This window comes from Agromyces sp. P2_B3 (assembly GCF_056404815.1).
In genome coordinates this window covers 65,401-90,693 of the sequence record NZ_JBFUDH010000005.1, presented here as the reverse complement: position 1 = coordinate 90,693, position 25,293 = coordinate 65,401, and the positions used below count along the sequence as shown (strand labels likewise).

Sequence of the window (25,293 nt, the reverse complement as noted above, 5' to 3'; positions counted from 1 at the left end):
GATCAGTGCGCCGGGCTCGTGCCCAGCCGACGACTCAGCGTCATCCCGGCGGCGCGCACGGCCGGAGCGACGCGGTCGGGGACCACGTCCGAGACCGTCCCGGTCACGGAGATCGCCGCGACGGGCGCGCCACCATGGCCGAGGATCGGGCTCGCCGCGCATGCGCGATCGATGGCGCACTCCTCATTCTCGGTCGCCACCCCGAGCCTGCGGATCTCGATCAGCTCGCGCCGCAATGCCGACGGCTCGGAGGTCGTGTGCGGCGTGCGCACCTCAAGGCCGCCCCGGATGACGCGCTCGACGACGTCCTGCGGTGAGCAGGCCAGGATGGCCTTCCCGAGTGCCGTCGCGTGTGCGGGGAGGCGGCCGCCCATCCTCGCCAACGGCTTCGACGCGGACTCGCCGCGCACGATCGCGACGAAGACGACGTCGGCGCCTTCGAGCACCGCCAGGTTCACCGTCTGACCGGTCGCGTCGCGCAGCTCGGTCATCACCGGAAGCGCCAGGTGGCGCAGCCTTCGCGGCTGCTCGACGGTCATGGCCAATTCGAAGAGGCGAGTGCCCAGGTAGAGCTTGGCGCCATCGCGGTCGAGGAAGCGCTGCGCGACGAGATCGGCGGCGAGCCGAGAGACCGTGGACTTCGGAAGGTTGGCACGCCGGGCCAGCTCCGAGACACCGAGCCCTTCGTCCTCCTCGCCGAACGCGTCGAAGACGGCCGTCACGCGGTCGAGCACGCTGATCGAATCAGTCCACTCCGCGGTGCGCATGTCTTACGCGGCCGTGAGTCGACGGCTGACGTTCGTGCCTGCGGCACGCACGAGGGGTGCGACGCGATCCGGGTCCATCGCTCCACTGGGTCCGGCGATCGAGATCGCGCCGAGCACCACGCGGTCACCCGCAAGTACGGGACTCGCGACGGCGAAGATGCCGGGGTAGGAGACCTCGAGGTCCGTCGCGACGACGGAGGCGCGCACATGCGTGAGTTCGGCGCGGAAGTGATCGGCGTCGTCGTCGATGAGCGGCGCGGTCACCCGGTCCACGACATCCTGATCGGCGCAGAAGGCGAGGTAGGCCTTGCCGCTGGCGGTGGTCAGCGCGGGCGAGCGCATGCCGGCTCGGGTGGGGAGCATCGGAAGGCGACCCGCGACGGCGGCGATCGACACCATGTCCGTTCCCTGCTGGACCCACAGCCCCACCCGCTCACCCGTGACATCCCGCAGCTGCCGGATGACTGGCGCCGCGGCGGTGAGCAGCCGGCGGGGGAGGCTCGCGCGCGTGCCGAGCTCGAAGAGGCGCAACCCGAGGGTCACGCCGTCCTCCGTGCGCTCGACGTAGCGCTGTGCGGTCAGCTCCGCGACGAGGCGCGAGACGGTGGACTTCGGCAGGCACGTCGTCGACGCGAGATCGGTGATCGAGATCGAGCCGCCGGAGTCCTTCACGGCATCGAGGATCGCGATCATGCGACCGAGCACAGAGGCCGGTGCGCCCGGCCGAGCGGGAACCGTGTTCCATTCGGCGAAACTCGTCATCGAGTATCCCCTCCCAGCGGCTTGAATCGTCGTCGACCGCCCTTGATTCCGAACGTACTAGTTCGTACAGATCCATGCAATGCTGTTTTCAGAACCAGGCGGACACCGATGGCGGTGGACGCAGAAGGGTGCCATGCGCACATCGATCGCCACGGTCTGCCTGAGCGGCACACTCGACCAGAAGCTCGTCGCCGCGCGCGAGGCGGGATTCGATGGCGTCGAGATCTTCGAGCCGGATCTGGTCGCCTCGCCCGAGTCCCCTGAGGCGATCCGCGCGAGAGCCGAGCAGCTCGGCCTGTCCCTCGACCTCTACCAGCCCTTCCGCGACTTCGAGGGTGTCGGCCCCGAACTCCTCGACCAGAACCTTCGCCGGGCCGCGTCGAAGTTCGCCCTGATGAATCGCCTGGGCATCCGAACCCTGCTGCTGTGCAGCAACGTCGCTACGGCGCGGAGCGGGGATGAGCAGCTCGCCGCTGCCCAACTGCGCCAGCTCGGGGACGTCGCGGAGCGCTTCGGAGTTCGCGTCGCCTATGAGGCGCTCGCCTGGGGCCGATTCGTCGACAGCTATGAAGCAGCCGCTCGCATCGTGCGGCTCGCCGACCACCCACGCATCGGCCTCTGCCTCGACAGCTTCCACATCCTCTCGAAGGGCCACAGTCCGGAGGCGATCGAGACCATCTCCGCCGACAAGATCTTCTTCGTGCAGATGGCGGACGCCCCGCTCCTGTCGATGGACGTGCTCTCGTGGAGCCGGCACCACCGCCTCTTTCCGGGCGAGGGCGGTTTCGACCTCGGCACGTTCATGGCACACCTGGTTCGAACGGGCTACGACGGTCCTGTCTCACTCGAGATCTTCAACGACACGTTCCGCCAGGCTGATCCCCTCGCGACGGCGGTCGACGCCCGACGCTCGCTGCGCTGGCTCGAGCATGAGACCGCCGCCTCCTTGGGCGCCGCGGCGGGCGGAGGTGCGGCTCGGATGCGCACGGCCGGGCTTCCCGCCGTCGAGCCCCCTGCCGACATCAACTACGTCGAGCTGCGAACCGGCGAGGTGCACGAGCTCAGGCGCCTGCTCGGGCAACTGGGGTTCCGCTCCCATGGAGAACACCGGACGAAGCCGGTCGAGCTGTGGTCGCAAGGCGCCGTTCGGATCGTGCTCGGCGCGCCGGATTCGGAGCAGATGCGGCCGACGGTCGCGGGCATCGGCCTTTCCGTGAGTGATCCTGCCACTGCGCTGCGACGGGCGCGAGACCTGTTCGCTCCCGACGTTCCTCGGGAGGAGGGAACAGGCGAGGAACCCCTCGTCGGTGTTCGAGCGCCTGACGGGTCGGAGGTGTTCTTCGGTGCCGCGGGAGAATCGACGCCGGCATGGGTGAGTGAGTTCGGCGCCCCTGAACACGGCGACCCGCAGATGGTCGAACGTATCGATCACGTCAACCTCGCCCAGCCCTGGCAGCACTTCGATGCAGCGGTGCTCTTCTTCCGTTCGGTGCTCGACCTGCGCACGGAGGCGTCGATCGAGGTGGCCGCACCGGTGGGCCTGGTACGCAGCCAGGTCCTCCACAGCGACAACGAGATCCTGCGAATCGCGCTCAACCTGGTGCCCTCGGGTGCGCGCGCGGATGCGATCCTTCCGCAGCACCTCGCCTTCGCGACATCCGATGCCCTCGCGCTCGCTCGTGCGGCTCGTGACCGCGGTTTCCGGCCCCTCGACATCCCCGCGAACTACTACGACGACATCGAGGCGCGCTACCAGCTCGAGCCTGCGCTCCTCGACGAGCTCAAGGAGCTGAACGTCATGTACGACCGGGACGAGACCGGGGAATTCCTGCACTTCTACACGCATCCCATCGGGACCGTGTTCCTAGAGGTCGTCGAGCGTCGCGGCGGATACGCGGGGTACGGCGCGCTCAACGCGCCCGTCCGACTCGCGGCCCAGTACCAGCATCGCCACGCCGTACGTCGGGGGGTGCTCACGTGATCCGGCACGTCGCCGTCTTTCGATTCGTCCCGGAATTCACGATGGAACAGCGAGAGCATTGGATGTCGTTGCTGCGGGCACTGCCGAGTCACATCCCCGAGCTGCGCAGCATGAGCGTCGGTCCGGATGTGCTCGGAGGACCGACCTCGCATGAGCTCGCCATCGTCGCCGACTTCGACGACCTCGACGGACTGGCCGCCTACACGCAGCATCCGGCCCATGCCGAGGTGCTGAAGATCTCCGCACCTGTGAAGGTGTCGCTTGCGACGGTCGACTTCGAGATTCCGGATGCCTCGTGACCGGTGCGCGTGACCTCGGAGGGCGCTACCTCGTCGGCCTGATCGGCGAGGGCATCACCGCATCCCTGACGCCGGCGATGCACGAGGCGGAAGCCCGGGAGATGGGACTCGACTACGAGTACCGCATCTTCGACCTGATCGAGCTCGGCCGCCCGGCGACGGACGTCGGCGCGATCCTCACCGAAGCCGAGTCCGCGGGCTTCGCGGCGATGAACATCACCCACCCCTGCAAGCAGCTCGTCGTCGACCTCGTCGATGAGCTGGACTCGGATGCCGCTCACCTGGGAGCAGTCAACCTCGTGGTCTTCGACGATGGCCGTCTCATCGGGTTCAACACGGACTGGATGGGGTATCGCGACGGTCTCGTGGCAGGCCTGCCGGGAGCATCGTTCGAGCGCGTGGTGCAGATCGGCTGCGGGGGTGCGGGGGCGGCGACCGCGTACGCGCTCCTCTCGGAGGGCACCGAGCGGCTCGACCTGGTGGACGTCGACCCCACCCGCGCGGAAGACCTCGCCGCACGGATGCGCACGCACTTCCCGGCGCTCCGCATCGGGACGATCGCACCGGACGACGTCCCCCGAGCGATCGCGCGCGCGAACGGCGTCGTCCACGCCACGCCGATGGGCATGCTCCATCACCCCGGGATCCCCTTCGACCCCGACCTGCTGCGGCAGGGAGCCTGGGTGTCGGATGTCGTCTACCGACCCCTCGAGACCGAACTCGTCCGGCAGGCTGCCGAGCGCGGGCATCCCGTGCTCGACGGTGGGCGGATGGCCGTGGGGCAGGCATGCGCTAGTCTCCGAATCATCTCGGGCCTGCGGCCCGATCGTGAGCGGATGGAGCGGCATTTCCGTGCGCTCGTCCGCGCTGAGGGGCAGTCCCGCGCCGGAGGGAGTTCGCAATGAGCGATCGGCTGAGCGATGTGCGCGACAACGGGATGACCGAGCGGGCGATCCGGACCCAGGGGGACATCCTCGAGGTCGCCACCGCCGAGTTCGCCGCGAACGGCTACGCGGGCGCCCGGGTCGACGAGATCGCCGCGCGCACGCGCACGACGAAGCGCATGATCTACTACTACTTCGGTTCGAAGGAGGGGCTGTACCTCGCAGTCCTGGAACGCGTCTACGCGCAGATCCGCCGGGTCGAGCGCGGGATCCAGATCGACGAGCTGTCACCGGATGACGCGCTGCGAACCCTCGCGGAGGCGACGTACGATCACCACACGACGCACGAGGCGTTCATCCAGCTCGTCAGCATCGAGAACATCCATCGCGCCGAGCACCTGCGCCAGTCGGAGACGATTCTGCGCGAGAACGTCACCGCCATCACGCTGCTCGAGGAGGTCATCGAGCGGGGCGTGCGCGACGGCATCTTCCGCGACGACGTCGATGCCGTCGACGTGCACATGATGATCAGCGCCTACGCGTGCTTCCACGTCGCCAACCGGCACACCTTCGCCGCCATCTTCGATCGGGACATGCTCGACCCCGCACTCCAGGAGTCGCACCGACGGCTCATCGGCGACATGGTCGTTGCGACCATGACGGATCGTCACAACGACCGACGCGTGCCCTGACCGGGGTCAGACCGCCGGCGGCCTGCCCGGCGCGAGGCGACGCGTGAGCGCCTGCGCAGCAGCGCGGATCGCCGGTGCGAACCGGTCGGCGTCGAACCGGTCCGTGCATCCCGAGACCGAGACCGCCCCCACCAGCCCGCCCAAGGGCGCGAACACGGCGCTCGCCGCGCAGGACAGTCCGGCAGCGAACTCGCCGATCTCCGACGCGAGCGCGCCCCGTCGGATGTCGACGAGCTGACGCCGCAGCTCCGCCGGATCCCTGATCGTCCGGGACGTCCAGGCCTCGAGCCCCGAGGCGAGGACCTCCTCGACGTCGGAAGAGGGTGAGTGCGCGAGCACGGCCTTCCCCAGCGCGGTGGCATGAATCGGCAGCCGTCCGCCGGTGCGGACGGTGGGCGGTGCCGCCGAGCGGCCGCGCATCACGCCGATGCAGACCATCTCGCCGCGGTCGGGGATGGCCAGGTGCACGTTCTCGCCGGTCGCATTGCGAAGGTCGGCCATCACCGGCAGAGCAGCGACCCTGAGCTCTCGCGGCTGCTGGGCGAGCTGCCCGAGCTCGAACAACCGGAGGCCGAGATGGATCCGCTTCCCGTCGCGCTCGAGATACCTCTGGCGCACCAGCGTCGCGACCAGTCGTGAGACGGTGGACTTCGGAAGGCCTGCACGCAGCGCGAGTTCGGAGATGCCCAATCCACGGTCGTCCTGGTCGAACGCCTCGAGGATGGAGGTCATGCGGTCGAGGACGCCGAGCGCGTCATTCGCGGCAGCCTCGGGCATCGGTCAGGCCACCTGCAGTGCCAGCCGGTGGGTGAGCGCGAGCGCCGCGTGTCGCACGAGCGGCATCATCCGGTTCGCATCCATGTCGGTCACCGGCCCCGCGACGGAGATCGCAGCCACCGGCAACCGTTCCGGTGAGAGGACCGGGCTCGCCACGCCCACGACCCCCGGGAAGGTCTCGCAGCGGTCGATGGCGACCGATTCCGCGCGAACCATGGCGAGCTCCCGCTCGAGCAGGTGACGCTCGCGGGCACCGAGGCCGTTCATCACGCTGCAGAGGACCGACTCGTCATCCGTGAATGCCAGGACGGCCTTGCCGAGGGCGGTCGTCACCGACGGCACGCGAACTCCCGCCCGCGACGGTACCGGTCGCAACCGGCCCCGCACCGAGATCACCGAGAGCATGTCGCGCCCTTCCTGAACCGCGACGTTCAGGTGCTCACCGGTCGCGTTGAACAGCTCGACGAGCACCGGCAGGGCGGCAACGCTGAGGCGTCGGGGAGTGCTGGCACGCGCCCCGAGCTCGAAGAGCCTCAGGCCGATCACGACTCCGTCCTCGGTCCGCATCAGGTAGTGCTGCCGCACGAGATCGCCGACCAGGCGCGAGACAGTGGACTTCGGAATGCCGGTGCTGAGCGCGAGCCCGGTGATCGTGGTCGAGCCGTGGGACTCCCGAACGGTCTCGAGGATGGCGAGAATCCGGTCGAGCACGGAGACGGGCTCGTCTCTGAGAGCGGATCGCATGTCGGCAGTATCCGTCGGCTTCGGTCGGGGCGGCAAGCGCGCCCGGCATTGCCGACGGGGCGGTCCCACTGAGTGGGACACGCCCCGCTCGATCGTGTCGCCTCGCCGGCGTGGGAAGGGCCCGAACGCCGCCGCTTCGGCGTGTTCGGGCCCTCCGGCTCAGGACTCGCGGAGTCCGTGGACGTGCCTCAGACCGCGCAGAACGGCTTGATGCCCATGGCGCTCTCGAGGCCCTCCATCACGTGCTGCTTGAAGAACTCGTCGCCCGCCAGCGGGGCACCGGTCCAGGCCGCGGCGTCGTGACCCAGGGTCGTCAGCCACGCCCGGCCGCCGTCGTAGTACTGGCACCAGCTCACCGGGTGCGACTCGCCATGGCCGGCCGGGGTCGCCTCGCTCGTGGCCTTGTCGACCTCGAGCAGCACGTTGACGAAGCTGGGATAGGGCACCAGGTTGTACCACTCGTCCTTGAAGGCCCAGGTCTTGGGCATGAACGACGTCGAGACGTCGTTGCCGTTGATCGTCTCGACCGTGCCGTCCCGGTTCGGTCCGTGGTTGTAGAAGTTCGCTCCACCCAGCAGGCCCTCGTAGTACGGCCAGTGGTACTCGGCTCCGAACGCGTTGTGGATGCCGACGAAGCCGCCGCCGCCGCGGATGTACTGCATCAGCGTCGTCTGCGCCGCGTCGTCGAGGGTGTCCCGGTTGGAGCTCAGGAAGACGACCGCCTGGTAGTTGTTGAGGCGGAACTGCGACAGGTCCTCGGTGTAGTCGGCCGCGATCCCGCGCTCCGCCGCCCAGGCGATGAGTGCGGCTTGGGCGATGTTGTCGGCGTTCAGCGGCGGGTTGAGCCCTGCCGCCAGCGGCGTGCCGAGGTGGGCGTGGCGCGGGCCGGCGGTGCGGCTCCAGATGAGGATCCGTTTCGGCTCACCCTCGGTCCAGCCATTGCCCCATTCGTTGTAGCAGGCGGGATCGGCACCGCGGCAGACGCCGTAGTCCTTGATCTCATCGAGGTAGATCTCGCTTGCCGTCGTCGGCTGTCCGCCGAGACCGTTGCCATTGCCATTGCCATTGCCATTGCCATTGCCATTGCCGTTCCCGTTGCCAGTGCTCAGGGCCGTTCCTCCGACGGCCATACTCGCGCCGAGCGCTGCAGCGGCGACGAGGGCGACTCCGGAGCGTATGAGGGATTTCATGTGATCTCCTTTGATCGTTCCTGCTGATTCCTCGAGTGCGCCGAGCGCGATCGGTCCGAGGCTGGTGCGAATCTAGGCGTCCCCGAAGCGGGGAGGCAAAGCCCGTTCCACCCAGTAAGCCGACCGCGACTTCCAACCACCGGAGACCCGCTTGGAGATGGACACGAGCGTGGATGATGGCGTTCACTGGAGACCGGAGGCGCCATGGACGACGGTCGATTGCTCGTCGTGTGCAAGGACGACAGCACGCTCGAGGTCATCGACCTCGAGACGTCCACCCATGCTGGGTTGGTCACGGCATCAGGCTTCACTCCGCATGAGGTCGTCGCGACCGAGGACGGACGACGTGCCTTCCTGCCCGTGTACAGCGACGCGCCCGTCGGATCTCCCGGAAGCGACGGCCGGCGGGTCGACGTCGTCGATCTCCTGACGTTCCAGCGTGTCGGCGAGATCCGGCTGGGCTTCGCGAGCCGACCGCACCAATCGAGCCTGCTCTCGACGGATCGCGTGGTCGTCTCCACGGAGCTCGACGAATCGGTCACCGTGATCGACCAGCGAACCCTTCGCGTCGTCGCACGACTGCCGACCGGTCAGGCGGAGTCGCACACGTTCGCGGTCAGCGCGGACGGACGTCGCCTCGTGACGGCGAATGTCGGCCCGGGGAGCGTCAGCGTCATCGATGTCCCGTCGCGTGCGCTCCGTGGCGTCGTGGAGGTGGCGGAGAAGGTCAACCGCATCTGCCTCGAGCCCGGAGGACGGTTCGCCTACACGGCCGACCAGGGTTCGCCTCGGATCGCCGTCATCGATACGGAGCTCCTCCAGCGCGTCGGTTGGATCGAGTTGCCGTCGATCGGGTTCGGCACGGCGGTGACGGCCAGCGGTTCGCACCTCATCGTCGCGCTCAGGGCCGCTTCGGAGATCGCGGTGGTCGATCCCCGATCGGGCGAGGTCGTGCATCGGATCGCAACCCCGGACCACCCACAGGCGATCGTGCTGCACCCCGACGGCGTCCGCGCGTATTCCGCCTGCGATGTCGACGACTGCGTCGTGGAGGTCGACATTCGTGCCGGACGGCTGTTGCGTCGAATCACGACCGGTCGCAATCCCGATGGGATCGCCTGGAGCCGGCTTCCCACTCCGAACGGGGTGGGATGAGCGGATCACGAAAGGTGCACGCATGACCTCACCATTCAGCCTCGAGGGCAAGACCGCCCTCGTCACCGGAGGCAATCAGGGCCTGGGCAAGGCGTTCGCGTTCGGGCTGGCCGAAGCCGGCGCGCGCGTCGCCATCGCCGGACGCAGCGCACAACGCAACGCCGCGGTCGTCGACGAGGCGCGGGACGCGGGGCACGAGTTCCTCCCGATCACCGCCGACCTCACCGACGACGCGCAGGTCGCGGCGATGACGGATGCCGCGATCGAGGGCCTCGGGCGCATCGACGTGCTCGTCAACAACGCCGGGACCTGCGTGCACAACCCGTCGTTCGACGTGACCGACGAGGAGTGGGACGGCGTGTGGGACCTGAACGTGCGAGCCTTGTGGAAGGCCAGCATCGCCGCCGGTGCCCACATGCGCGAGCTCGGTGGCGGGTCGATCGTCAACATCGGCAGCATGTCGGGACTGATCGTCAACCGCCCCCAGTGGCAGCCGGCGTACAACGCCTCGAAGGCGGCGGTGCACCACCTCACGAAGTCGCTCGCGGTCGAGTGGGCGCCCTACAACATCCGCGTGAACGCCGTCGCGCCCGGCTACGTCAAGACCGAGATGGCACCGGTCGACCGACCCGAGTTCCAGCGGTACTGGGTGGAGGATGCGCCTCAGCAGCGCGTCGCGCTCCCCGAGGAGATCGCTCCGAGCGTCGTGTTCCTCGCGAGCGGCGCGTCGTCGTTCGTCACCGGCTCGATCCTCGTCGTCGACGGCGGATACACCGCCGTCTGACGAGCGTCACCCGTCGCCCGGATTGGCGGAGAATCGAAGCATGACGTCCGCGGCCGAGTTCATCGACCGCACCCTCCAGGCCGAGGGCTCCGAGGCTCGGGCGGATGCCGATGCCGACCGCATCGGGGGAGGCCTCCGGTTCTACGGCGCATCCGTCGGCGCGGTGCGCGGCACGGTGCGCGATGCAGACCGGCGATATCCACGGATGCCGCACGACGAGGTCACGGCGCTCGCGTCGGAGCTGTGGTCGCAGCCCGTGTACGAGCGCCGGCTGGCGGCGATCGTCCTGCTGCAACGTGCGTTGCCGCTCCTGCGGGGAAACGACCTCACCCGGGTCGAGCAGTTCCTTCGCGACGCGCGCGTGCCCGAGTTGATCGATCCGCTGGCCGGCGACGTCGTCGGCCCGCTGCTCGAGCGGTTGGAGGAACCGGATGTCACGCGCGCACGTCGGATCGTGCAGCGGTGGTCGGAGTCGGACGACCCGAACCTGCAGCGCGCCGCCGGGTTGCTCTGAGCGCGGATGACGGCCAAACTGCCCGGATGACCACCGACATCGAGCTCGCGCGGATCGCGGAGGGCACGGTCGTCCTGCACGACGCGCGCCGCAAGGTGCGGTGGAGCGTCGACCTCGAGCCGTTCGAGATCGGCGTGTATCCGGTGACGCAGGAGCAGCTCGCCGAGATGCTCGGCGAGACCGCGACGCATCCGCGCCGCCCGGCGGCCGACGTGAGCTGGCTGCGGGCCATCCGGTTCTGCAACGCGGCATCCGAGTGGGAGGGGCTCGACCCCGTGTACACCTTCGACGGTGAAGACGTCACGTGGCACGTCGACGCCGACGGGTACCGGCTGCCCACCGAGGCGGAGTGGGAGTTCGCGTGCCGGGCCGGGTCGACCGGAGCGCACTACGGGCCGCTCGCCGAGGTCGCCTGGACCAGCCTCGACGGCGTGACGGCCCCACAGGAGATCGGCGCCAAGCTGCCCAACCTGAACGGGCTCTTCGACACCCTCGGGAACGTGTGGGAGTGGTGCTGGGACCTGCTCGATCCCGCCCGCTACGACGCCTATCGGGTGTTCCGGGGCGGCGGATTCGCCGACGACGCGTGGAGCGTCAGGGCCTCGACCCGGCGGGGCGGCGCTCCGCGCATGCACCATGAGGACGTCGGATTCCGCGTCGCGCGTGGTGGCTTCGATGCGACGGATGCCGCGCAGGGCTGGTCTGCGGAGGCGGACGCGGAACGCGCCGCGATCGACGGGCCGCTCCCGTCGGGCTGGACCCCGCGCCGCTGAGCTGCGGCGCAGGCGCGGGTCCCTCGCTGACGTGCCTACAGCTCGAGCGAATAGTAGAACGCGCGCTCTCCCGTGCCGGGATCTGCGCCGCTGAACCCGTGGCGCTCGTAGAAGCGCTGCGCGTCGACATCCCCCGCGTCGACGTTGATCTCGATCGCCGAGACGCCCGTCGCCCGCGCCTCGGCGACCAGCAGGCGGATCATCGCCGCGCCGAGGCCGTGACCGCGAAGATCGGGCTGCACGTACAGTTCGTCGAGGAGGGCGACCGGTCCGTCGTACCAGACGTTGCTTCGCAGCGTCACCAGCGCGACCCCCGCCGCCGGCTCACCGACGAGGTAGGCGAGCGTTCCGGGTCCGGCGAGCAGCGAACGCAGCCGTCCGGCCAGGATCGCCGTGTCGGGGGAGGGCGTGTCGAACTCGGTGTTGAAGTCGTGCAGCAGGCGCGCGACCGTCTCGGCGTCGTCGGGGCGGGCACGTCGCGGATCTGCATCGGTGAAGACGTCGGACATGGCCGTCAGACTAGCCGCACGAGCAGATCCGGCGAAGGGGCGCGGTCAGGTCACGAGGCCGTAGGCGGTGGCGGTCGCGAGGAGGTTCGTCGCCGAGTGCACGACGATCGACGGTGCGGTTCGTCGGGTGGCCATGGCCAGGGCCCCGAGCACGATCCCCGAGAAGAACGTCACCGCGGCGAGGCTCACGCCGTTGACCCCGCCGAGGATCTGCGGCAGGTGGAGTGAGCAGAACAACGCGGCCGTGATCAGCACCGCCGCGTTGGTCGCCCGGAAGCTCCGGTCCTGGTCGGGCGCGTTCCCGTCGAACCACCGCTTCAGCGAGGGCTGCAGCATGCCGCGGAAGACGATCTCCTCGGTGAACGGCGCGATGAGGACCGCGAGGATCAGGTCGGGCACCCAGATCATCGGTTCGGGGGAGGTGAACACGTTCGTGTCGAATCCACCCGGATCGCCGAACATGACCAGGGCGATGCCAGCGATGATCGGCTCGCCGACCCAGATCACGGCGAACGCCGCCGGGATCGCCAGGAGGTCGATCCACTTGAACGACAACCCGTAGTCGGCGACGAGGCTCCCCGTGCCCCACCTCCGGGAGGCGAAGACGATCCAGCCGATGACGAACATCGGCATGGTGAACCGCACGGCGAGCCACACCGGATACGACATCCACTCGTCGGGCAGCAACGATGGCGCGAAGATGCACGCGACGAAGATGGCCACGCCGACGAGGGCATGAAGAAGACCCCACCGACTGGTCGAGGGGGCCACGGGTGCGGGGGCGTTGATGACGTCTACGCCGATGACTGTATCGCGGGGGCGGATGCCACGCGGCATCCGCCATCGACGACGCGGCACCGCATACTGTTTGCCCATGACGATCTCGGAAATCGACCTCATCCACCTGCGCCGCGCGGTCGAGCTCGCCCGGGAGGCGCTCGACGCCGGCGACGGGCCGTTCGGGTCGCTGCTCGTCGACAGCGCGGGCGTCGAGCGGTTCGCCGACCGCAACCGGGAGCAGAGCACGGGCGACCCCACGAGGCATCCGGAGTTCGCGATCGCCCGGTGGGCAGCGGAGCACCTGACCGTTGACGAGCGGGCGGGGGCCACGGTCTACACGTCGGGGGAGCACTGCCCCATGTGCTCGGCGGCGCATGCCTGGGTCGGGCTGGGCCGGATCATCTACGTCGCCTCGGCGGAGCAGATCGCGGGCTGGCGCCGGGGACTCGGCGCCGGGCCGTCACCCGTGGCCGTGCTGCCGATCAACGGCATCGCGCCCGGACTGCCGGTCGAAGGGCCGGTCGACGAACTCGTTCCCGACGTGCGGGCGCTCATCGAGCGGGCGGTGGGCGCGAACTAGCCTGCGGACGAGTCCCTCGGCGGGTTGTACATGAACTCGAGGCGGATGCCGTTGTCATCCTCGATGAAGGACGCGTAGTAGCGGTCGTTGAACCGGGGGTAGAGCTTCGGTTCGCGCACCGCCGTCCATCCGGCGTCGACGGCGATCGCGTGCAGGCGATCGACCTCGGCGCGCGAGTCGACGGCGAAGGCGAGATGCTGCCAGCCGATCCGTCCGGTGCGATGCGGCCCGCTGCCCGCTTCGCGGGCGGGGAAGAGGATCAGCTCCTCCTCGCCCTTGTACCAGGACACCGAGTCGTCGGCGTCCTGCCGGGTGCAGCCGAGCCCCTGCATGACGGGGTCGAACTGCGCGATCGAACGAGGGAGGTCGTCGACGCTGATGGCGAGATGGTCGAACAGCATCCCGAGATTCTATTCGGGAACCGACGCCGGAATTCGGCTACAAACGTCGGTATGGAGCTCACTCAGATACGCCTGTTGGTATCCGACTTCCCCGCTGTCTACCGCTTCTATCGGGACGTGCTCGGGCTCGAGCCGCAATTCGAGGCCGAGAGCGGTCCGTACGCCAAGTTCACCCCCGACTCCGGACACGCCGCGATCGCACTGCAGGACCGGGCGCAGATGGCCGGCGTGGTGGGGTCGTTGGGATCGGAGCCGGAGGGAACTCGGGCACTGATCGTCCTGCGGGTGGAGGACGTGGACGCCGCCCACGCCGAGCTCACCTCACGGGGGGCGAAGTTCGCCCGGGGTCCGGAACCGATGGGTGACCGGATACGGACCGCGTACCTGGAAGACCCGGAAGGGAATCTGATCGAGCTCCAGGAGTGGCTGGCGCTGCAAGAACAGGCTGAGGGCCCGTCGGCGTAGGGCGTACCCGACACGGACCAGGGGTTCGCTCGTTCGCGGCTACTCGACGAGCTTGCCGGCCACCGACACCTCACGCATGAGCGCCGCGATCTCGGCCGGAATGGGCGGGATCGCCTCGCGCGTCACGCCGGTCGCGGGCGACCAGACGAGGTTCACCTGCAACGCGGCATCCGTGTCAGGGAAATCGCTGCGGTTGTGGCATCCGCGGGTCTCGCGCCGCTCGAGCGCGGCCTCGAGCGTCGCGCGCGCCGCCAGGGCCGCCGACTTGAGGTCGAAGGCGTGCGCCAGGTCCTGGTAGCCGGCGATGTCGGGGTGCACGCCGATGTCGGCCATGCGCGCCGCGATCCCGTCGAGCTCGGCGAGCCCGGCGAGGAGGCCTTCCTCGTCGCGCACGACGCCGGCGTGCTCGGTCATGGTGTCGCGGATCGCGCGCTGCAGGGCGCGCACGTTCTCGGCGCCGTCGGATTCAAGGAGCGCCGCGATCTCGTCGCGCGCGGTCTGCACGGCGGCGGCCGACCGCTTCTGGGCGTCGAGCGAGCGCGAGTACTCCGCGGCGGCCTGCCCGACGATGCGCCCGAAGACGAGCAGTTCGATGAGGGAGTTGCCGCCGAGGCGGTTGGCGCCATGCAGCCCCGAGGATGCCTCGCCGATGGCGTAGAGCCCCGGGACATCCGTGCCGTGGTCGTCGGGTCGCACCCACACGCCGCCCATCGAGTAGTGCGCGGTGGGCGCGATCTCGATGGGGGACTTCGTGATGTCGAGCATCTGCAGCTCGAGCATGGTCTGGTAGACGCGGGGGAGGCGCCGCATGATCGTCTCGCGGGGCAGGTGCGAGACATCCAGCCAGACACCGCCGTTGGGGGTGCCGCGCCCCTCCTTGATCTCGGTGTACGCGGCGAGTGCCACACGGTCGCGCGTCGAGAGTTCCATCCGCTCAGGGTCGTACTTCGACATGAAGCGCTCGCCGAGCCCGTTGGTGAGGATGCCGCCTTCGCCGCGTGCGGCTTCGGAGATGAGGGTGCCAGCCGCGCTCTCGGGCTCGATGATGCCGGACGGGTGGAACTGCACGAGCTCGGGGTCGCGCACGCGCCCGCCCGCCTCGACGGCGAGCCGCCATGAGTCGCCCGTGTTCTCGTCGCGCCGAGACGAGGTGCGCCGCCAGATCCGGTTGTGCCCGCCGGCGGCGAGGATGACCGCGTCGGCGTGGATGAGGTAGCGCGTGCCGTCCTCGAGGTCGAAGCCGTAGGCGCCGAAGACCGCGCCCTCGTCGTTCACGAGGATGCGCGTGACGTAGACCGTGTCGAGGATCGGCACATTCAACTGCGCGGCCCGGTTGATCAGCGTGCGCTGGATCTCGAGCCCCGTGTAGTCGCCCGCGAAGGCGGTGCGGCGGTAGGTGTGCGCGCCGAAGAAGCGCTGCGAGATGCGGCCGTCGTCCTCACGGGCGAAGGGCATGCCGTACCGCTCGAGGTCCTCGATGCCGCGAGCCGCCCCCGAGGTGACGATCTCGACGGTGTGCGGGTTGGCGAGCAGGTAGCTCTCCTTCAGCGTGTCGGCCGCGTGCTGCTGCCAGCTGTCGTCGGCATCCATCGTGGCGAGGGCGGCATTGATGCCGCCGGCCGCGAGCGAGGTGTGCGCATCGGACTTGGGCCGCTTGCCGAGGGCGAGCACGTCGACGCCCGCCTCGGCGAGTTCGATGGCGGCGCGCAGGCCCGATCCGCCCGTGCCGATGACGAGGACGGTCGTGGAGATCTGGCGCTCAGGCGTGGTGGTGCCGGCGGGGGTCGTGGTGCTCATGTCATCCACGCTAGGGAGGCGCGCTCGATTACTCCAATGCATCTTCTGCCTCGGAACGATGCGTCTAGGCTATCGATGTGAACCTCGAGCAACTGCGGAGCTTCGTCGAGGTGGCGCGCTTCGGCAACTTCACCCGTGCCGCCGAGGAGCTCTACCTCGCCCAGCCCTCGCTGAGCCGGCAGATCGCCGCCCTCGAGCAGGATCTGGGCGCCGAGCTGTTCCACCGGGCCCGCGGCGGCAGCACCCTGACCGTCGCGGGCGAGTCGCTGCTGCCGCTCGCACGCCGCATGCTCGCCGACGCGGAGTCGGTGCGACGCGAGCTTGCCGAGCTCGCCGGCCTGGAGCGCGGTCGGGTGCGGCTCGGCGCCACGCCCACCCTCTGCATCAGCCTGGTCGCCGAGGTGCTCAGCGCGTTCCACGCGGAGCATCCGGCGATCGAACTGCACCTCTCGGAGCAGGGGTCGCTCCGGCTGCTCGACGAACTCGGCAGCGGCGAGCTCGATCTGGCGCTGATCACGACGACGGATGCCTCGTCGGCCGAGCGGTTGACGGTCACGCCGCTGCTCGTGGAGGAGCTCGTGGTGGTCTCGTCTGCCGCCGCGCCGCCGGTCACGGGGCGCGATGCCATCACGCTCGAGGAGGTCGCCCGCCTGCCGCAGGTCACCTTCAGCTCGAGCTACGACCTGCGCAGCACGACGGACGCCGCATTCCGCGCGGCCGGGCTCACGCCCGAGGTCGTGCTCGAGGGGGCCGAGATGGACGCGGTGCTGCGCTTCGTCGAGCGCGGCCTCGGGGTCGCGATCGTGCCGGCCATGGTGCTCATCGATCGGCCGGGACTGCGGCCGGTCCGGCTCCAGGGCACGACGCTCGACCGCACGATCAGCGTCGCGAGTCCGGCGGACGTCGCCCCGACCGCGGCGGTCGAGGTCATGCGGCGCACCATCACGACGAGCGCCACCGCGTTCGCGGCGAGAGCCGGCGCGACCATGCGGCTGGCGGCGGCGAGCCCGGGATGACCCGAGTCGCGTGCTCAGTCGCCTGCCGTGCCTGAGGCGGACGCCGCGGCGCGCGCGGCGGCAGCTGCACGCTCCACCCACTTCGGCGTCTCGCCGTAGCGCTGGAACGACACCAGCCGGCCGGCCGCGCTCTCCTCGATGAGCTGCGCCAGGCGCCGCTCGCGCGTCGCCTCCTGCTTCGCCGAGAGCACCCAGTGCGTGACCTGTCGTCGGTAGGTGGGCGTGGCCGCCTGCCAGAACGCGGATGCCGCGGCATCCGCTGCCAGCCGTGCCGCGGCCTCGGGCGGCAACTCCTGGAGCGGGTTCTCGTGCGAGTAGACGCTCGACCGGTCTTCACGCCGTCGCTCGAAGGCGGCGAGGCCGGCGGGGTGCATGCGTCCGTCGGCGGTGAGCTGCTCGACGAGGGCGATGTTCACGCTCGACCAGATGCTGGCGGGCTTGCGGGGGGTCCACCGCTGGCGGCGCGCATCGTCGTCGATGCGCTGCGAGACCGAGTCGATCCAGCCGAAGCAGAGCGCCTCGGGCACCGCCTGCTCCCAGGTGAGCCCGCGATCGGGCACGTGCCGCTTGAAGAGGCCCATCCACAGCTCGGTCTCGGTGGCGTGGTTCGCCTCGAGCCACGCCCGGAACTCCTCGGGGCCGGAGAAGAACACGGCCGGCCGGTCGGGCGTGCCGCCGGGGGTTCCGATCGTCGTGGCCATGCGCCGAGTCTGCCAGCAGCCACCCACCCCGCGGGGTTAGCGTCGAGAGCATGGACCGCAACCTCACCCTGAACAACGGCGTCGAGATGCCGGCGCTCGGCTTCGGCGTCTACCAGACCCCGCCCGACGAGACCGCCGAGGCGGTCGCCACCGCCCTCGCCACCGGCTACCGGCTCATCGACACGGCGGCGGGGTACCGGAATGAGCACGGCGTCGGCGAGGCCATCCGCGCGTCGGGACTGCACCGCGACGAGGTCTTCATCGAGACGAAGGTGTGGATCACCGACTTCGGGTTCGATGAGACCCTGCACGCCTTCGACAAGAGCAGCCGCAAGCTCGGCGTCGACACGATCGACCTGCTCATCCTGCACCAGGCGCTGCCGACCGCGTTCGACCGCACGATCGCGGCGTACCGCGCGCTGGAGCGGCTCCTCGCCGACGGCAAGGTGCGTGCGATCGGGGTCAGCAACTTCATGCCCGACCACCTGGCGAGCCTGCGGGAGCAGACCGAGATCGTGCCCGCGGTGAACCAGGTGGAGGTGCACCCGTACTTCACCCAGCCCCAGGTGCAGGCAGCGGATGCCGCGAACGGCACCGTCACCCAGGCGTGGTCGCCCATCGGCGGCATCACGTCGTATCGCAACCGGGGCGGCACGAGCACGTTCGAGGATCCCGCGATCCTCGAGATCGCCGAGAAGCACGCCAAGACGCCCGCGCAGGTCATGCTGCGGTGGCATCTGCAGGAAGGCCGGTCCGCGATCCCGAAGTCGGTGAACCCGGCACGGATCCGCGAGAACTTCGACGTGTTCGACTTCGAGCTCGCCGCCGAGGAGGTCGCCGTGCTCGACGGCCTCGACCGCGGCATCCGGGGCGGTCCCGAGCCCGAGGCTGTCACGCTCGAGGCGTTCGGGCTGGTGATCTCCGAGGACTGAAATCGGCCGGGCCTGGGCGCGCACGAACGCGTACTCTTGAAGCACGGGTCGGCGACGCACGCTCACCGGGAGTCGACGGCCGCCCGAGGGCACCCCTACGAACCGACGCCCGAACGGAGTACCGCACCGATGTCTTGGGATGACGATTCCTTCGCCGACGAGTTCGGCGAGCGTCGTCCGGGGCGGGCGCGCATCACCGGATGGCGTCTCGTGCGTCGCGTCGCCGCCTACGTCGGCGTCGTGGTGGGCGTGGTCGCGCTCGCGGTCGGCGCGGTCTTCGCGGTGAACGCCGCGGGCGTTGCGGCGAAACCCGGCGGATTCGCGGCGCCGGCAGCGAACGCGCCCGGCCTGGCGCTGCCTCCGGTGGTCACGCCCACCGACGCCGGCAGCGACGGAGCAGCCACCGAGTCGGGCGAGCCTGCCGACGGGCAGGCGAACGCCGCAGAGCAGACCCCCGATGAGACAGCGGGTGCCTCCGACTCGGGTCTCGCGGCCTCCCCGGTGCCCCTCGTCGACCCCGCATGGACGGCGCAGGTCTCGGCGGCGACGGGCATCCCAGAGCGGGCGCTCGAGGCCTACGCGCTCGCGCACGTGACGATCGCGTCCGAGGACCCCGAGTGCGGGCTCGACTGGACGACGATCGCGGCCATCGGCTCGATCGAGTCGGGTCACGGCAGCCACGGCCGGAGCGTGCTCGACGAGTACGGCTACACCGAGCCGGCGATCGTCGGCCCGGCACTCGACGGCAACGGCGTGGCGAAGATCGCCGACACCGACGGCGGGCTCTTCGACGGCGACGACCAGTGGGACCGGGCGGTCGGGCCCATGCAGTTCATCCCCTCGACGTGGGAGAAGTGGGGCAGCGACGCGAACGGCGACGACGTGGCCGACCCGAACCAGATCGACGACGCGGCGCTGACGACGGCGCGCTACCTGTGCGCCTCGGGCTCCATGACGAGTCCCGAGGGCTGGCGTGCGGGCGTCTACTCCTACAACCACGACAACGACTACGTCGACAAGGTCGCGAAGGTCGCCAACGGGTACGCCGAGTCGGCCTGGTAGCCGCGGGCCGGCGACGACGTCGCCGTCGCGGTCGCCGTCGCCCTTGACGCCGTGTTGCGGCATCCGCCACCGTGTCGGAGCGATGGTGCACACTGGTGCCGTGCAGCAGGAGCGAACCGAACCGAACGGCGACGCCGAGCGGATGCCGCGTGCCGCCGGCGGCGGCGAATCCGCCCGGGTGACGACCTTCGAGCTGTTCTTCGACCTCGTCTACGTCTTCGCGTTCACGCAGGTCAGCGGGCTCATGGCCGACACGCACAGCGCGCTGGGGGTGCTCCAGGCGCTCGTGGTGCTCGGCCTGCTGTGGTGGATGTGGTGCTCCTACAGCTGGCTCGGCAACCAGGCGCCCGCCGACCGCGGTGTGGTGCAGGCGGGCATGACGCTCGCCATGATCGCGGTGTTCGTCGTCGCGCTCGCGATTCCCGAGGCCTACGACGACCTGCCCGGCGGGTGGTACGCGCCGCTCGTCGTCGCGCTGGCCTACCTGTTCGTGCGCATCGTGCATACGACCCTCTACGTGATCGTCGCCGGCGACGACAATGCCCTGCGTCGTCAGGTGCTCGGCACGCAGCTCGTCGCGATGCTGCCGTCGGCGACCGCCCTCATCGTCGGGGCGCTCATCGGCGGTGCGGCGCAGACGTGGATCTGGCTTGCCGCGTTCGCCTGGGATTTCACCTTCACGTACGTGAGCTCCCGCGGCGGCGGGGGGTGGCGCCTGCACTCGCCCGTGCACTGGGCGGAGCGATACGGGCTCATCGTCATCCTCGCCCTCGGCGAGTCGATCGTGGCCATCGGGGTGGGCGTCGCGCAGGAGCCCATCAGCGGGCCGATCGTGCTCGGCGTGGCGATCTCGGTCACCATCTCGGTGCTGCTGTGGCGCGCGTACTTCACGCGCATCGCGCCGGCGGGCGAGCACGGACTGCAGCGCCGCACGGGCGGTGCGCGGGTCGTGTTCGCGCGCGACGAGTACACCTACATGCACTTCGCCATCGTGGGCGGCATCATCCTCGCGGCGCTGGGTGTGGAGGAGGCGATGGCGCACGTCGCCGACGCGGAGCCGTTCGGCTCGTTCGGGGCATCCGCACTCGGTGCCGGCGTCGCCGTCTACGCGGCGGCGACGGCCGTGTTCGGCCGCATCGCCGACCTGCCCTGGCCGCTCGTGCGCCTCGGAGCCGCGGTGGCGCTCGCAGCGTTGATCCCCCTGCTCGCGCTCGTCGCCGCGATGTGGGCGCTCGTCATCGTGGCGGCGCTGCTCGCCGCGATGCTGCTCATCGAGGGAGTGCTGCAGCGGTCGAGGCGCGCCGCGGTCACGACCACGGCTTGACGTCGGTACGTCGGCCGTCGTGCGCGCTACCCCTCGAGCGGCACGCCCATCACGCGCAGCACGGCACGCATGCCCTGCTCGAGCGCGCGCAGGTCGTCGAGCTCGAGCTTCTCGAGCGGTTCGCGGCTCATCTGCGATTGCGCTGAGACGAGGCGGTGCACGGTCTGGCGGCCCAGGGGGGTGACGAGCACGCGCCGCACCCGGTGATCGCGCTCGTCCTCCACCCGTTCGACCATGCCGTGCCCCTCGAGCCGGTCGATGAGGCCCGAGACGCTGGCGAGTGAGATGCCGAGCGCGCGGGCCAGACCCGCGCCGGTGCCGCCCTCGTCGGAGGTCACGAGGATCATCAGCACCTTGAGCTGCTGGATCGTGAGATCCATCGACATGAGCGGCTCGAGCATCGAGGGCAGTGCCGTCGTGTCGAGCGCGTCCTGCATCGCCGCCAGCCGGTCGAGCAGCGCGCGGCGGTCGTCGCCCGCGCCCTGCCGCTCGTTCGCCGTGGCCATACTGCCTACCGTAACGACCTCCGGGGCTCACAGCGCACGCCCAGCGCCATTTGGTTAGCCTGAGACGAAGCTTTGCTTCAGGCTAAGCATCTGCCCGACGTCGGCTTCCCCGGCCCCGCCGTGCACCCCTCGTCGCCGATCCCCAACGGAGTCCCATGTTCAGGCTGGCCAGATTCAGTCTCGCCAATCGTGCGCTCATCGCGCTCGTCACGCTCGTCATCGCCGGCTTCGGCCTGTTCTCGATGACGCAGCTCAAGCAGGAGCTGATCCCGCCGATCGACCTGCCGCAGTCGCAGGTCGTGACGGTCGTCCCCGGCGCGAGCCCCGAGGTGATGGACCAGCAGGTGAGCCTCCCGATTTCGAACGCGCTGCGCGACCTCGACGGCGTCGAGTCCGTCGTGGCCACGAGCTCGTCGAGCGTGTCGACCGTGTCGGTCGCGTACGCCTACGGCACCGACGCCGACGAGTTCACCGCCTCGCTGAACGAGGCGCTCGACGGCCTCGAGGGCACGCTGCCGACGGATGCCGCTCCCGAGGTGGTGGGCGGATCCACGTCGGCCCTGCCCATCATGTTCCTCACCGCGAGCTCCGACGAGCTGTCGCTCGCCGAGCTCACGAGCCAGCTCGACGACGTCGTGGTGCCCCGCCTGGAGTCGATCGACGGCGTGCGCGCCGTCACGGTCTCGGGTGCCGAGACGCAGCGCGTCGTCATCGCGCCCGACCAGGCCGCGCTCGCCGAGTACGGCATCTCGCCGACGGCCATCTCGGGCGCCCTCGAGGCGAACGGCATGACCCTCCCGCTCGGCAGCGTCAGCGGCGACGGCACGCTCATGCCCGTGCAGGGCGGCGAGCCCATCGAGTCCCTCGACGCGCTGCGTGAGATCCCGCTCGCGTCGACCACGCAGCCGGGCGTCGTCGTGTCGCTCGGCGACGTGGCATCCGTCGACCTCGTGGCCGAGGAGCAGACGTCGATCACGCGCACGAACGGGGCCGAGGCGCTCTCCCTCATGATCACCGCCACGCAGGACGCCGACATCGTGGGGGTCACCCACGCGGTCGACGACGCGCTCGCCGACCTGGGCGCCGAGCTCGACGACGTCGAGCTCACCGTGATGTTCAGCCAGGCGCCGTTCATCGAGGAGTCCATCCAGCACCTCGCGATCGAGGGCCTGCTCGGCCTGGTGTTCGCGATCGTCGTCATCCTGATCTTCCTGCTGTCGGTGCGTTCGACCCTGGTCACCGCCATCTCGATCCCGCTGTCGGTGCTCGTCACCTTCATCGGGCTGAACCTCGGCGGCTACTCGCTGAACATGCTGACCCTGGGTGCGCTGACCATCGCGATCGGCCGCGTCGTCGACGACTCGATCGTCGTCATCGAGAACATCAAGCGCCACCTCGGCTACGGCGAGGCCAAGCAGCACGCGATCCTCGCCGGCGTGCGCGAGGTCGCGGGTGCGATCACGTCCTCGACCCTCACGACCGTGGCGGTGTTCCTGCCGATCGCCCTCGTGGGCGGCCTGGTCGGCGAGCTGTTCGCCCCCTTCGCGCTCACCGTGACGATCGCGATGCTGTCATCGCTGCTCGTCTCGCTGACGATCGTGCCGGTGCTCTCGTACTGGTTCCTGAGGCAGCCGAAGAACGTCGTGGACACCGAGACCACGCGTCGCGAGGCAGAGGAGAAGGAGCACCGCGGCTGGCTGCAGCGCGGGTACACGCCCCTGCTGCGCGGCACGCAGAAGCACCCGGTGATCACGCTCACCGCGTCGGTGCTGCTGCTCGTCATCACCCTCGGCATGGTGCCGCTGCTCAAGGTCGACTTCCTCGGCAGCACCGGGCAGAACACGCTGAACCTCACGCAGACCTTCGACGACGGCACCGACCTCGAGACCATCTCGGCGGGCGCGGCGCAGGTGGAGGACGCACTCCTCGACATCGACGGCGTCGAGGACGTCATGCTCACCGCCGGCACCGGCGGCGGCGTCTTCGCGATGATGGGCGGCGGTGGCGCCACCGCCACGTTCATCGTCAACACGTCGAAGGACGCCGACCAGGTCGCCCTGAAGGACGACGTGCGCACGATGCTCGAAGAGCTCGACGCGCCGGGCGAGGTCGAGATCACGGACGCCTCGGCCGGCATGGGAGGACTCGGCGGCACCGTCGACGTGGTGGTCACGGCGCAGGACGCGGCCGAGCTGACGGATGCCGCGGCCGACGTCTACACGGCACTCGAGGACACGCCGGACACGGCCGAGGTCACGACCGACCTCGCACCGGCGCAGCCCATCGTGCAGGTGACCGTGGACCGTACCGCCGCCCTCGAGCAGGGCCTCACCGAGGTGCAGGTGCTCGGCATCGTGGCGGGCACGCTCTCGCCGCAATCGGTCGGCTCGATCGCGCTCGACGGCGAGGAGCTCGACATCTACATCGACGGCCCCGACGCGCCCGCGACCGTGGCCGAGCTCGAGGAGCTCATCCTGCCGACCGCCGCTGGGTTCGCACCGCTCTCGTCGGTCGCGACCGTGGAGGAGGTCACGGTCCCGACCTCGATCACCCGCCAGTCGGGCGACCTCACCGCGACGATCTCGCTCACGCCCGACGAGGGCGAGCTCGGCGCCGTGAGCGCGTCGGTGCAGCAGACGCTCACCGACCTGGAGCTGCCCTCGGGCGTGACCGCCGAGGTCGGCGGCCTCGCCGAGACGCAGGCGCAGTCGTTCCAGCAGCTCGGGCTCGCGATGCTCGTGGCGATCGCGATCGTGTTCATGCTGCTCGTGGCGACGTTCCGCTCGCTGCTCCAGCCGCTGATCCTGCTCGTCTCGATCCCGTTCGCGGCGACCGGCGCCATCGCGCTGCTGCTCGCGACCGGCACCCCACTCGGCATCTCGGCGCTCATCGGCATGCTGATGCTCATCGGCATCGTCGTGACGAACGCGATCGTGCTCATCGACCTCGTGAACCAGTACCGGAAGCAGGGCCAGTCGGTGGCCGACGCGGTGTTCAACGGCGCGCGGCAGCGACTGCGCCCGATCCTCATGACCGCGCTCGCCACGATCTTCGCCCTGGTGCCCATGGCGCTCGGCGTGACCGGGTCGAGCGGGTTCATCTCGCAGGACCTCGCGATCGTGGTGATCGGCGGGCTCATCTCGTCGACGCTGCTCACGCTCATCCTCGTGCCGGTGCTCTACCGCCTCGTCGAGGGGCGGCGCGAGCGGCGGGCACTCCGGAAGGCGTCGGCGGCCCTGGCCGAGGAGCGCGCCGAGCCGCAGCCGGAGCCCGAGCCCTCGCTGGCCTAGCACTCCGGTACGCGCGACGCAGCCCCGCCGCGAGGTTGGGCTGCGTCGCGCCGCTGCGACGTACGATGGCAGGACCACACCCGATCGCCAGACGGGAGGGGCCATGGTCCAGGTTCGCGTGCTCGGTGTCGCGCTGGATGCCGCACGGCAGCACATCGTGCTGCTGAAGCCGCTGCTCGAGGAGCCGGGGGAGGGCCGGGTGCTGCCGATCTGGGTCGGTGCGCAGGAGGCCACCTCGATTCTCATCGCCGTGCAGGGCGAGCAGGCGCCCCGTCCGCTGTCGCACGACCTCATCACCACCCTGTTCGGCACGCTCGGCGCCCGTATCGACCGGGTCGACGTGACCCGCATCGACGACGGCACGTTCTACGCCGAGCTGAGCCTGACGACGCCGACCGGCTCGCAGGTGCTCGACTCGCGCCCGTCCGACGCCATCGCGCTCGCCGTGCGGGTGCACGCGCCGATCTGGGTGGCCGACGAGGTGCTCGACGAGGCCGGCATCCCCGCCGAGATGGTCGACTTCGACCAGGACGACGAGGAGGAGAAGCTCGACGAGTTCAAGCGGTTCCTCGATGACGTCGACCCAGAGGACTTCCAGGGATAGCGTG

The 25,293-nt window shown here is 69.9% G+C and carries 27 protein-coding genes; 16 read left to right on the top strand and 11 right to left on the bottom strand.

Annotation, left to right across the window (positions count from 1 at the left end; translation table 11 throughout):
- Positions 1-2 precede the first annotated feature (2 nt).
- Positions 3-767 carry an IclR family transcriptional regulator gene (locus AC1DZA_RS10090; RefSeq protein WP_476760751.1) on the bottom strand — a complete coding sequence of 255 codons (765 nt, stop codon included), beginning with the start codon at positions 765-767 and terminating at the stop codon, positions 3-5.
- Between the two features lie 3 nt (positions 768-770).
- Positions 771-1,529 (bottom strand): IclR family transcriptional regulator, encoded by a 759-nt coding sequence (locus AC1DZA_RS10085; protein ID WP_476772647.1) that lies wholly within the window; start codon positions 1,527-1,529, stop codon positions 771-773.
- Positions 1,530-1,662: 133 nt separating this feature from the next.
- On the opposite strand from AC1DZA_RS10085, the gene AC1DZA_RS10080 reads away from it, so the two are divergent.
- The 4 genes from AC1DZA_RS10080 to AC1DZA_RS10065 are packed head-to-tail and all read left to right on the top strand — an operon-like array spanning position 1,663 to position 5,385.
- Positions 1,663-3,510 (top strand): bifunctional sugar phosphate isomerase/epimerase/4-hydroxyphenylpyruvate dioxygenase family protein, encoded by a 1,848-nt coding sequence (locus AC1DZA_RS10080; protein ID WP_476760753.1) that lies wholly within the window; start codon positions 1,663-1,665, stop codon positions 3,508-3,510.
- Complete coding sequence (locus AC1DZA_RS10075) at positions 3,507-3,809, top strand: Dabb family protein (RefSeq protein ID WP_476772646.1); 303 nt, start codon at positions 3,507-3,509, stop codon at positions 3,807-3,809. The genes AC1DZA_RS10080 and AC1DZA_RS10075 overlap by 4 nt, the downstream gene beginning before the upstream one ends.
- Entirely contained in the window at positions 3,806-4,714 is a 909-nt protein-coding gene (locus tag AC1DZA_RS10070) for a shikimate dehydrogenase (RefSeq protein ID WP_476760755.1), read from the top strand. The genes AC1DZA_RS10075 and AC1DZA_RS10070 overlap by 4 nt, the downstream gene beginning before the upstream one ends.
- Positions 4,711-5,385, top strand: coding sequence for a TetR family transcriptional regulator (locus AC1DZA_RS10065; RefSeq protein ID WP_476760756.1), 675 nt, complete (start codon positions 4,711-4,713; stop codon positions 5,383-5,385). The genes AC1DZA_RS10070 and AC1DZA_RS10065 overlap by 4 nt, the downstream gene beginning before the upstream one ends.
- Positions 5,386-5,391: 6 nt before the next feature.
- Here AC1DZA_RS10065 and AC1DZA_RS10060 read toward each other — a convergent pair whose 3' ends face one another.
- The 3 genes from AC1DZA_RS10060 to AC1DZA_RS10050 form a co-directional block, all read right to left on the bottom strand.
- A complete protein-coding gene (locus AC1DZA_RS10060) occupies positions 5,392-6,162 on the bottom strand; it encodes an IclR family transcriptional regulator (RefSeq protein WP_476772645.1) in 771 nt (256 codons plus the stop codon).
- 3 nt (positions 6,163-6,165) lie between these two features.
- On the bottom strand, positions 6,166-6,906 hold the full coding sequence (locus AC1DZA_RS10055; RefSeq protein WP_476760758.1) for an IclR family transcriptional regulator: 741 nt from the start codon (positions 6,904-6,906) through the stop codon (positions 6,166-6,168).
- 188 nt (positions 6,907-7,094) lie between these two features.
- Positions 7,095-8,096, bottom strand: a complete 1,002-nt coding sequence (locus AC1DZA_RS10050; RefSeq protein ID WP_476772644.1) for a ThuA domain-containing protein — start codon at positions 8,094-8,096, stop codon at positions 7,095-7,097.
- Between the two features lie 204 nt (positions 8,097-8,300).
- Here AC1DZA_RS10050 and AC1DZA_RS10045 point away from each other — a divergent pair, with 204 nt between their 5' ends.
- The 4 genes from AC1DZA_RS10045 to AC1DZA_RS10030 are packed head-to-tail and all read left to right on the top strand — an operon-like array spanning position 8,301 to position 11,322.
- Positions 8,301-9,251: a YncE family protein gene (locus tag AC1DZA_RS10045; protein WP_476772643.1), complete on the top strand. Its 951-nt coding sequence runs from the start codon at positions 8,301-8,303 to the stop codon at positions 9,249-9,251.
- Positions 9,252-9,273: 22 nt separating this feature from the next.
- The gene (locus AC1DZA_RS10040; RefSeq protein ID WP_476772642.1) at positions 9,274-10,035 is read left to right on the top strand and encodes an SDR family NAD(P)-dependent oxidoreductase; all 762 of its coding nucleotides are present in this window, start codon (positions 9,274-9,276) and stop codon (positions 10,033-10,035) included.
- A 40-nt stretch (positions 10,036-10,075) separates the two neighbouring features.
- Positions 10,076-10,549 carry a DNA alkylation repair protein gene (locus AC1DZA_RS10035; RefSeq protein WP_476772641.1) on the top strand — a complete coding sequence of 158 codons (474 nt, stop codon included), beginning with the start codon at positions 10,076-10,078 and terminating at the stop codon, positions 10,547-10,549.
- Between the two features lie 26 nt (positions 10,550-10,575).
- Entirely contained in the window at positions 10,576-11,322 is a 747-nt protein-coding gene (locus tag AC1DZA_RS10030) for a formylglycine-generating enzyme family protein (RefSeq protein WP_476772640.1), read from the top strand.
- A 35-nt stretch (positions 11,323-11,357) separates the two neighbouring features.
- Here AC1DZA_RS10030 and AC1DZA_RS10025 read toward each other — a convergent pair whose 3' ends face one another.
- Both AC1DZA_RS10025 and AC1DZA_RS10020 read right to left on the bottom strand, forming a co-directional pair.
- Positions 11,358-11,831 (bottom strand): GNAT family N-acetyltransferase, encoded by a 474-nt coding sequence (locus AC1DZA_RS10025; protein ID WP_476772639.1) that lies wholly within the window; start codon positions 11,829-11,831, stop codon positions 11,358-11,360.
- Positions 11,832-11,876: 45 nt separating this feature from the next.
- Positions 11,877-12,554 (bottom strand): lysostaphin resistance A-like protein, encoded by a 678-nt coding sequence (locus AC1DZA_RS10020; protein ID WP_476772638.1) that lies wholly within the window; start codon positions 12,552-12,554, stop codon positions 11,877-11,879.
- 151 nt (positions 12,555-12,705) lie between these two features.
- Here AC1DZA_RS10020 and AC1DZA_RS10015 point away from each other — a divergent pair, with 151 nt between their 5' ends.
- Positions 12,706-13,191, top strand: coding sequence for a nucleoside deaminase (locus AC1DZA_RS10015; RefSeq protein ID WP_476772637.1), 486 nt, complete (start codon positions 12,706-12,708; stop codon positions 13,189-13,191).
- Here the strand turns inward: AC1DZA_RS10015 and AC1DZA_RS10010 are convergent.
- Positions 13,188-13,592 (bottom strand): VOC family protein, encoded by a 405-nt coding sequence (locus AC1DZA_RS10010; protein WP_476760767.1) that lies wholly within the window; start codon positions 13,590-13,592, stop codon positions 13,188-13,190. The two genes, AC1DZA_RS10015 and AC1DZA_RS10010, sit on opposite strands and share 4 nt — an antisense overlap.
- A 51-nt stretch (positions 13,593-13,643) precedes the next feature.
- Here AC1DZA_RS10010 and AC1DZA_RS10005 point away from each other — a divergent pair, with 51 nt between their 5' ends.
- Positions 13,644-14,057 (top strand): VOC family protein, encoded by a 414-nt coding sequence (locus AC1DZA_RS10005; protein ID WP_476772636.1) that lies wholly within the window; start codon positions 13,644-13,646, stop codon positions 14,055-14,057.
- A gap of 39 nt (positions 14,058-14,096) precedes the next feature.
- On the opposite strand, the gene AC1DZA_RS10000 is transcribed toward AC1DZA_RS10005, so the two are convergent.
- The gene (locus AC1DZA_RS10000) at positions 14,097-15,854 is read right to left on the bottom strand and encodes an L-aspartate oxidase (protein WP_476772635.1); all 1,758 of its coding nucleotides are present in this window, start codon (positions 15,852-15,854) and stop codon (positions 14,097-14,099) included.
- A gap of 77 nt (positions 15,855-15,931) precedes the next feature.
- Here AC1DZA_RS10000 and AC1DZA_RS09995 point away from each other — a divergent pair, with 77 nt between their 5' ends.
- On the top strand, positions 15,932-16,870 hold the full coding sequence (locus AC1DZA_RS09995; protein WP_476772634.1) for a LysR family transcriptional regulator: 939 nt from the start codon (positions 15,932-15,934) through the stop codon (positions 16,868-16,870).
- Positions 16,871-16,884: 14 nt separating this feature from the next.
- Here AC1DZA_RS09995 and AC1DZA_RS09990 read toward each other — a convergent pair whose 3' ends face one another.
- The gene (locus tag AC1DZA_RS09990) at positions 16,885-17,571 is read right to left on the bottom strand and encodes a YdeI/OmpD-associated family protein (protein ID WP_476772633.1); all 687 of its coding nucleotides are present in this window, start codon (positions 17,569-17,571) and stop codon (positions 16,885-16,887) included.
- Between the two features lie 50 nt (positions 17,572-17,621).
- Here AC1DZA_RS09990 and AC1DZA_RS09985 point away from each other — a divergent pair, with 50 nt between their 5' ends.
- The 3 genes from AC1DZA_RS09985 (at position 17,622) to AC1DZA_RS09975 (ending at position 20,889) form a co-directional block, all read left to right on the top strand.
- Positions 17,622-18,503, top strand: coding sequence for an aldo/keto reductase (locus tag AC1DZA_RS09985; protein ID WP_476772632.1), 882 nt, complete (start codon positions 17,622-17,624; stop codon positions 18,501-18,503).
- A 129-nt stretch (positions 18,504-18,632) separates the two neighbouring features.
- Complete coding sequence (locus AC1DZA_RS09980) at positions 18,633-19,565, top strand: lytic transglycosylase domain-containing protein (protein WP_476772631.1); 933 nt, start codon at positions 18,633-18,635, stop codon at positions 19,563-19,565.
- Between the two features lie 100 nt (positions 19,566-19,665).
- Complete coding sequence (locus AC1DZA_RS09975; protein WP_476772630.1) at positions 19,666-20,889, top strand: low temperature requirement protein A; 1,224 nt, start codon at positions 19,666-19,668, stop codon at positions 20,887-20,889.
- A 26-nt stretch (positions 20,890-20,915) separates the two neighbouring features.
- On the opposite strand, the gene AC1DZA_RS09970 is transcribed toward AC1DZA_RS09975, so the two are convergent.
- A complete protein-coding gene (locus AC1DZA_RS09970; RefSeq protein WP_476772629.1) occupies positions 20,916-21,395 on the bottom strand; it encodes a MarR family winged helix-turn-helix transcriptional regulator in 480 nt (159 codons plus the stop codon).
- 155 nt (positions 21,396-21,550) lie between these two features.
- Here AC1DZA_RS09970 and AC1DZA_RS09965 point away from each other — a divergent pair, with 155 nt between their 5' ends.
- On the top strand, positions 21,551-24,685 hold the full coding sequence (locus AC1DZA_RS09965) for an efflux RND transporter permease subunit (RefSeq protein WP_476772628.1): 3,135 nt from the start codon (positions 21,551-21,553) through the stop codon (positions 24,683-24,685).
- Between the two features lie 103 nt (positions 24,686-24,788).
- Complete coding sequence (locus tag AC1DZA_RS09960) at positions 24,789-25,289, top strand: bifunctional nuclease family protein (RefSeq protein ID WP_476761273.1); 501 nt, start codon at positions 24,789-24,791, stop codon at positions 25,287-25,289.
- Positions 25,290-25,293: the final 4 nt, after the last annotated feature.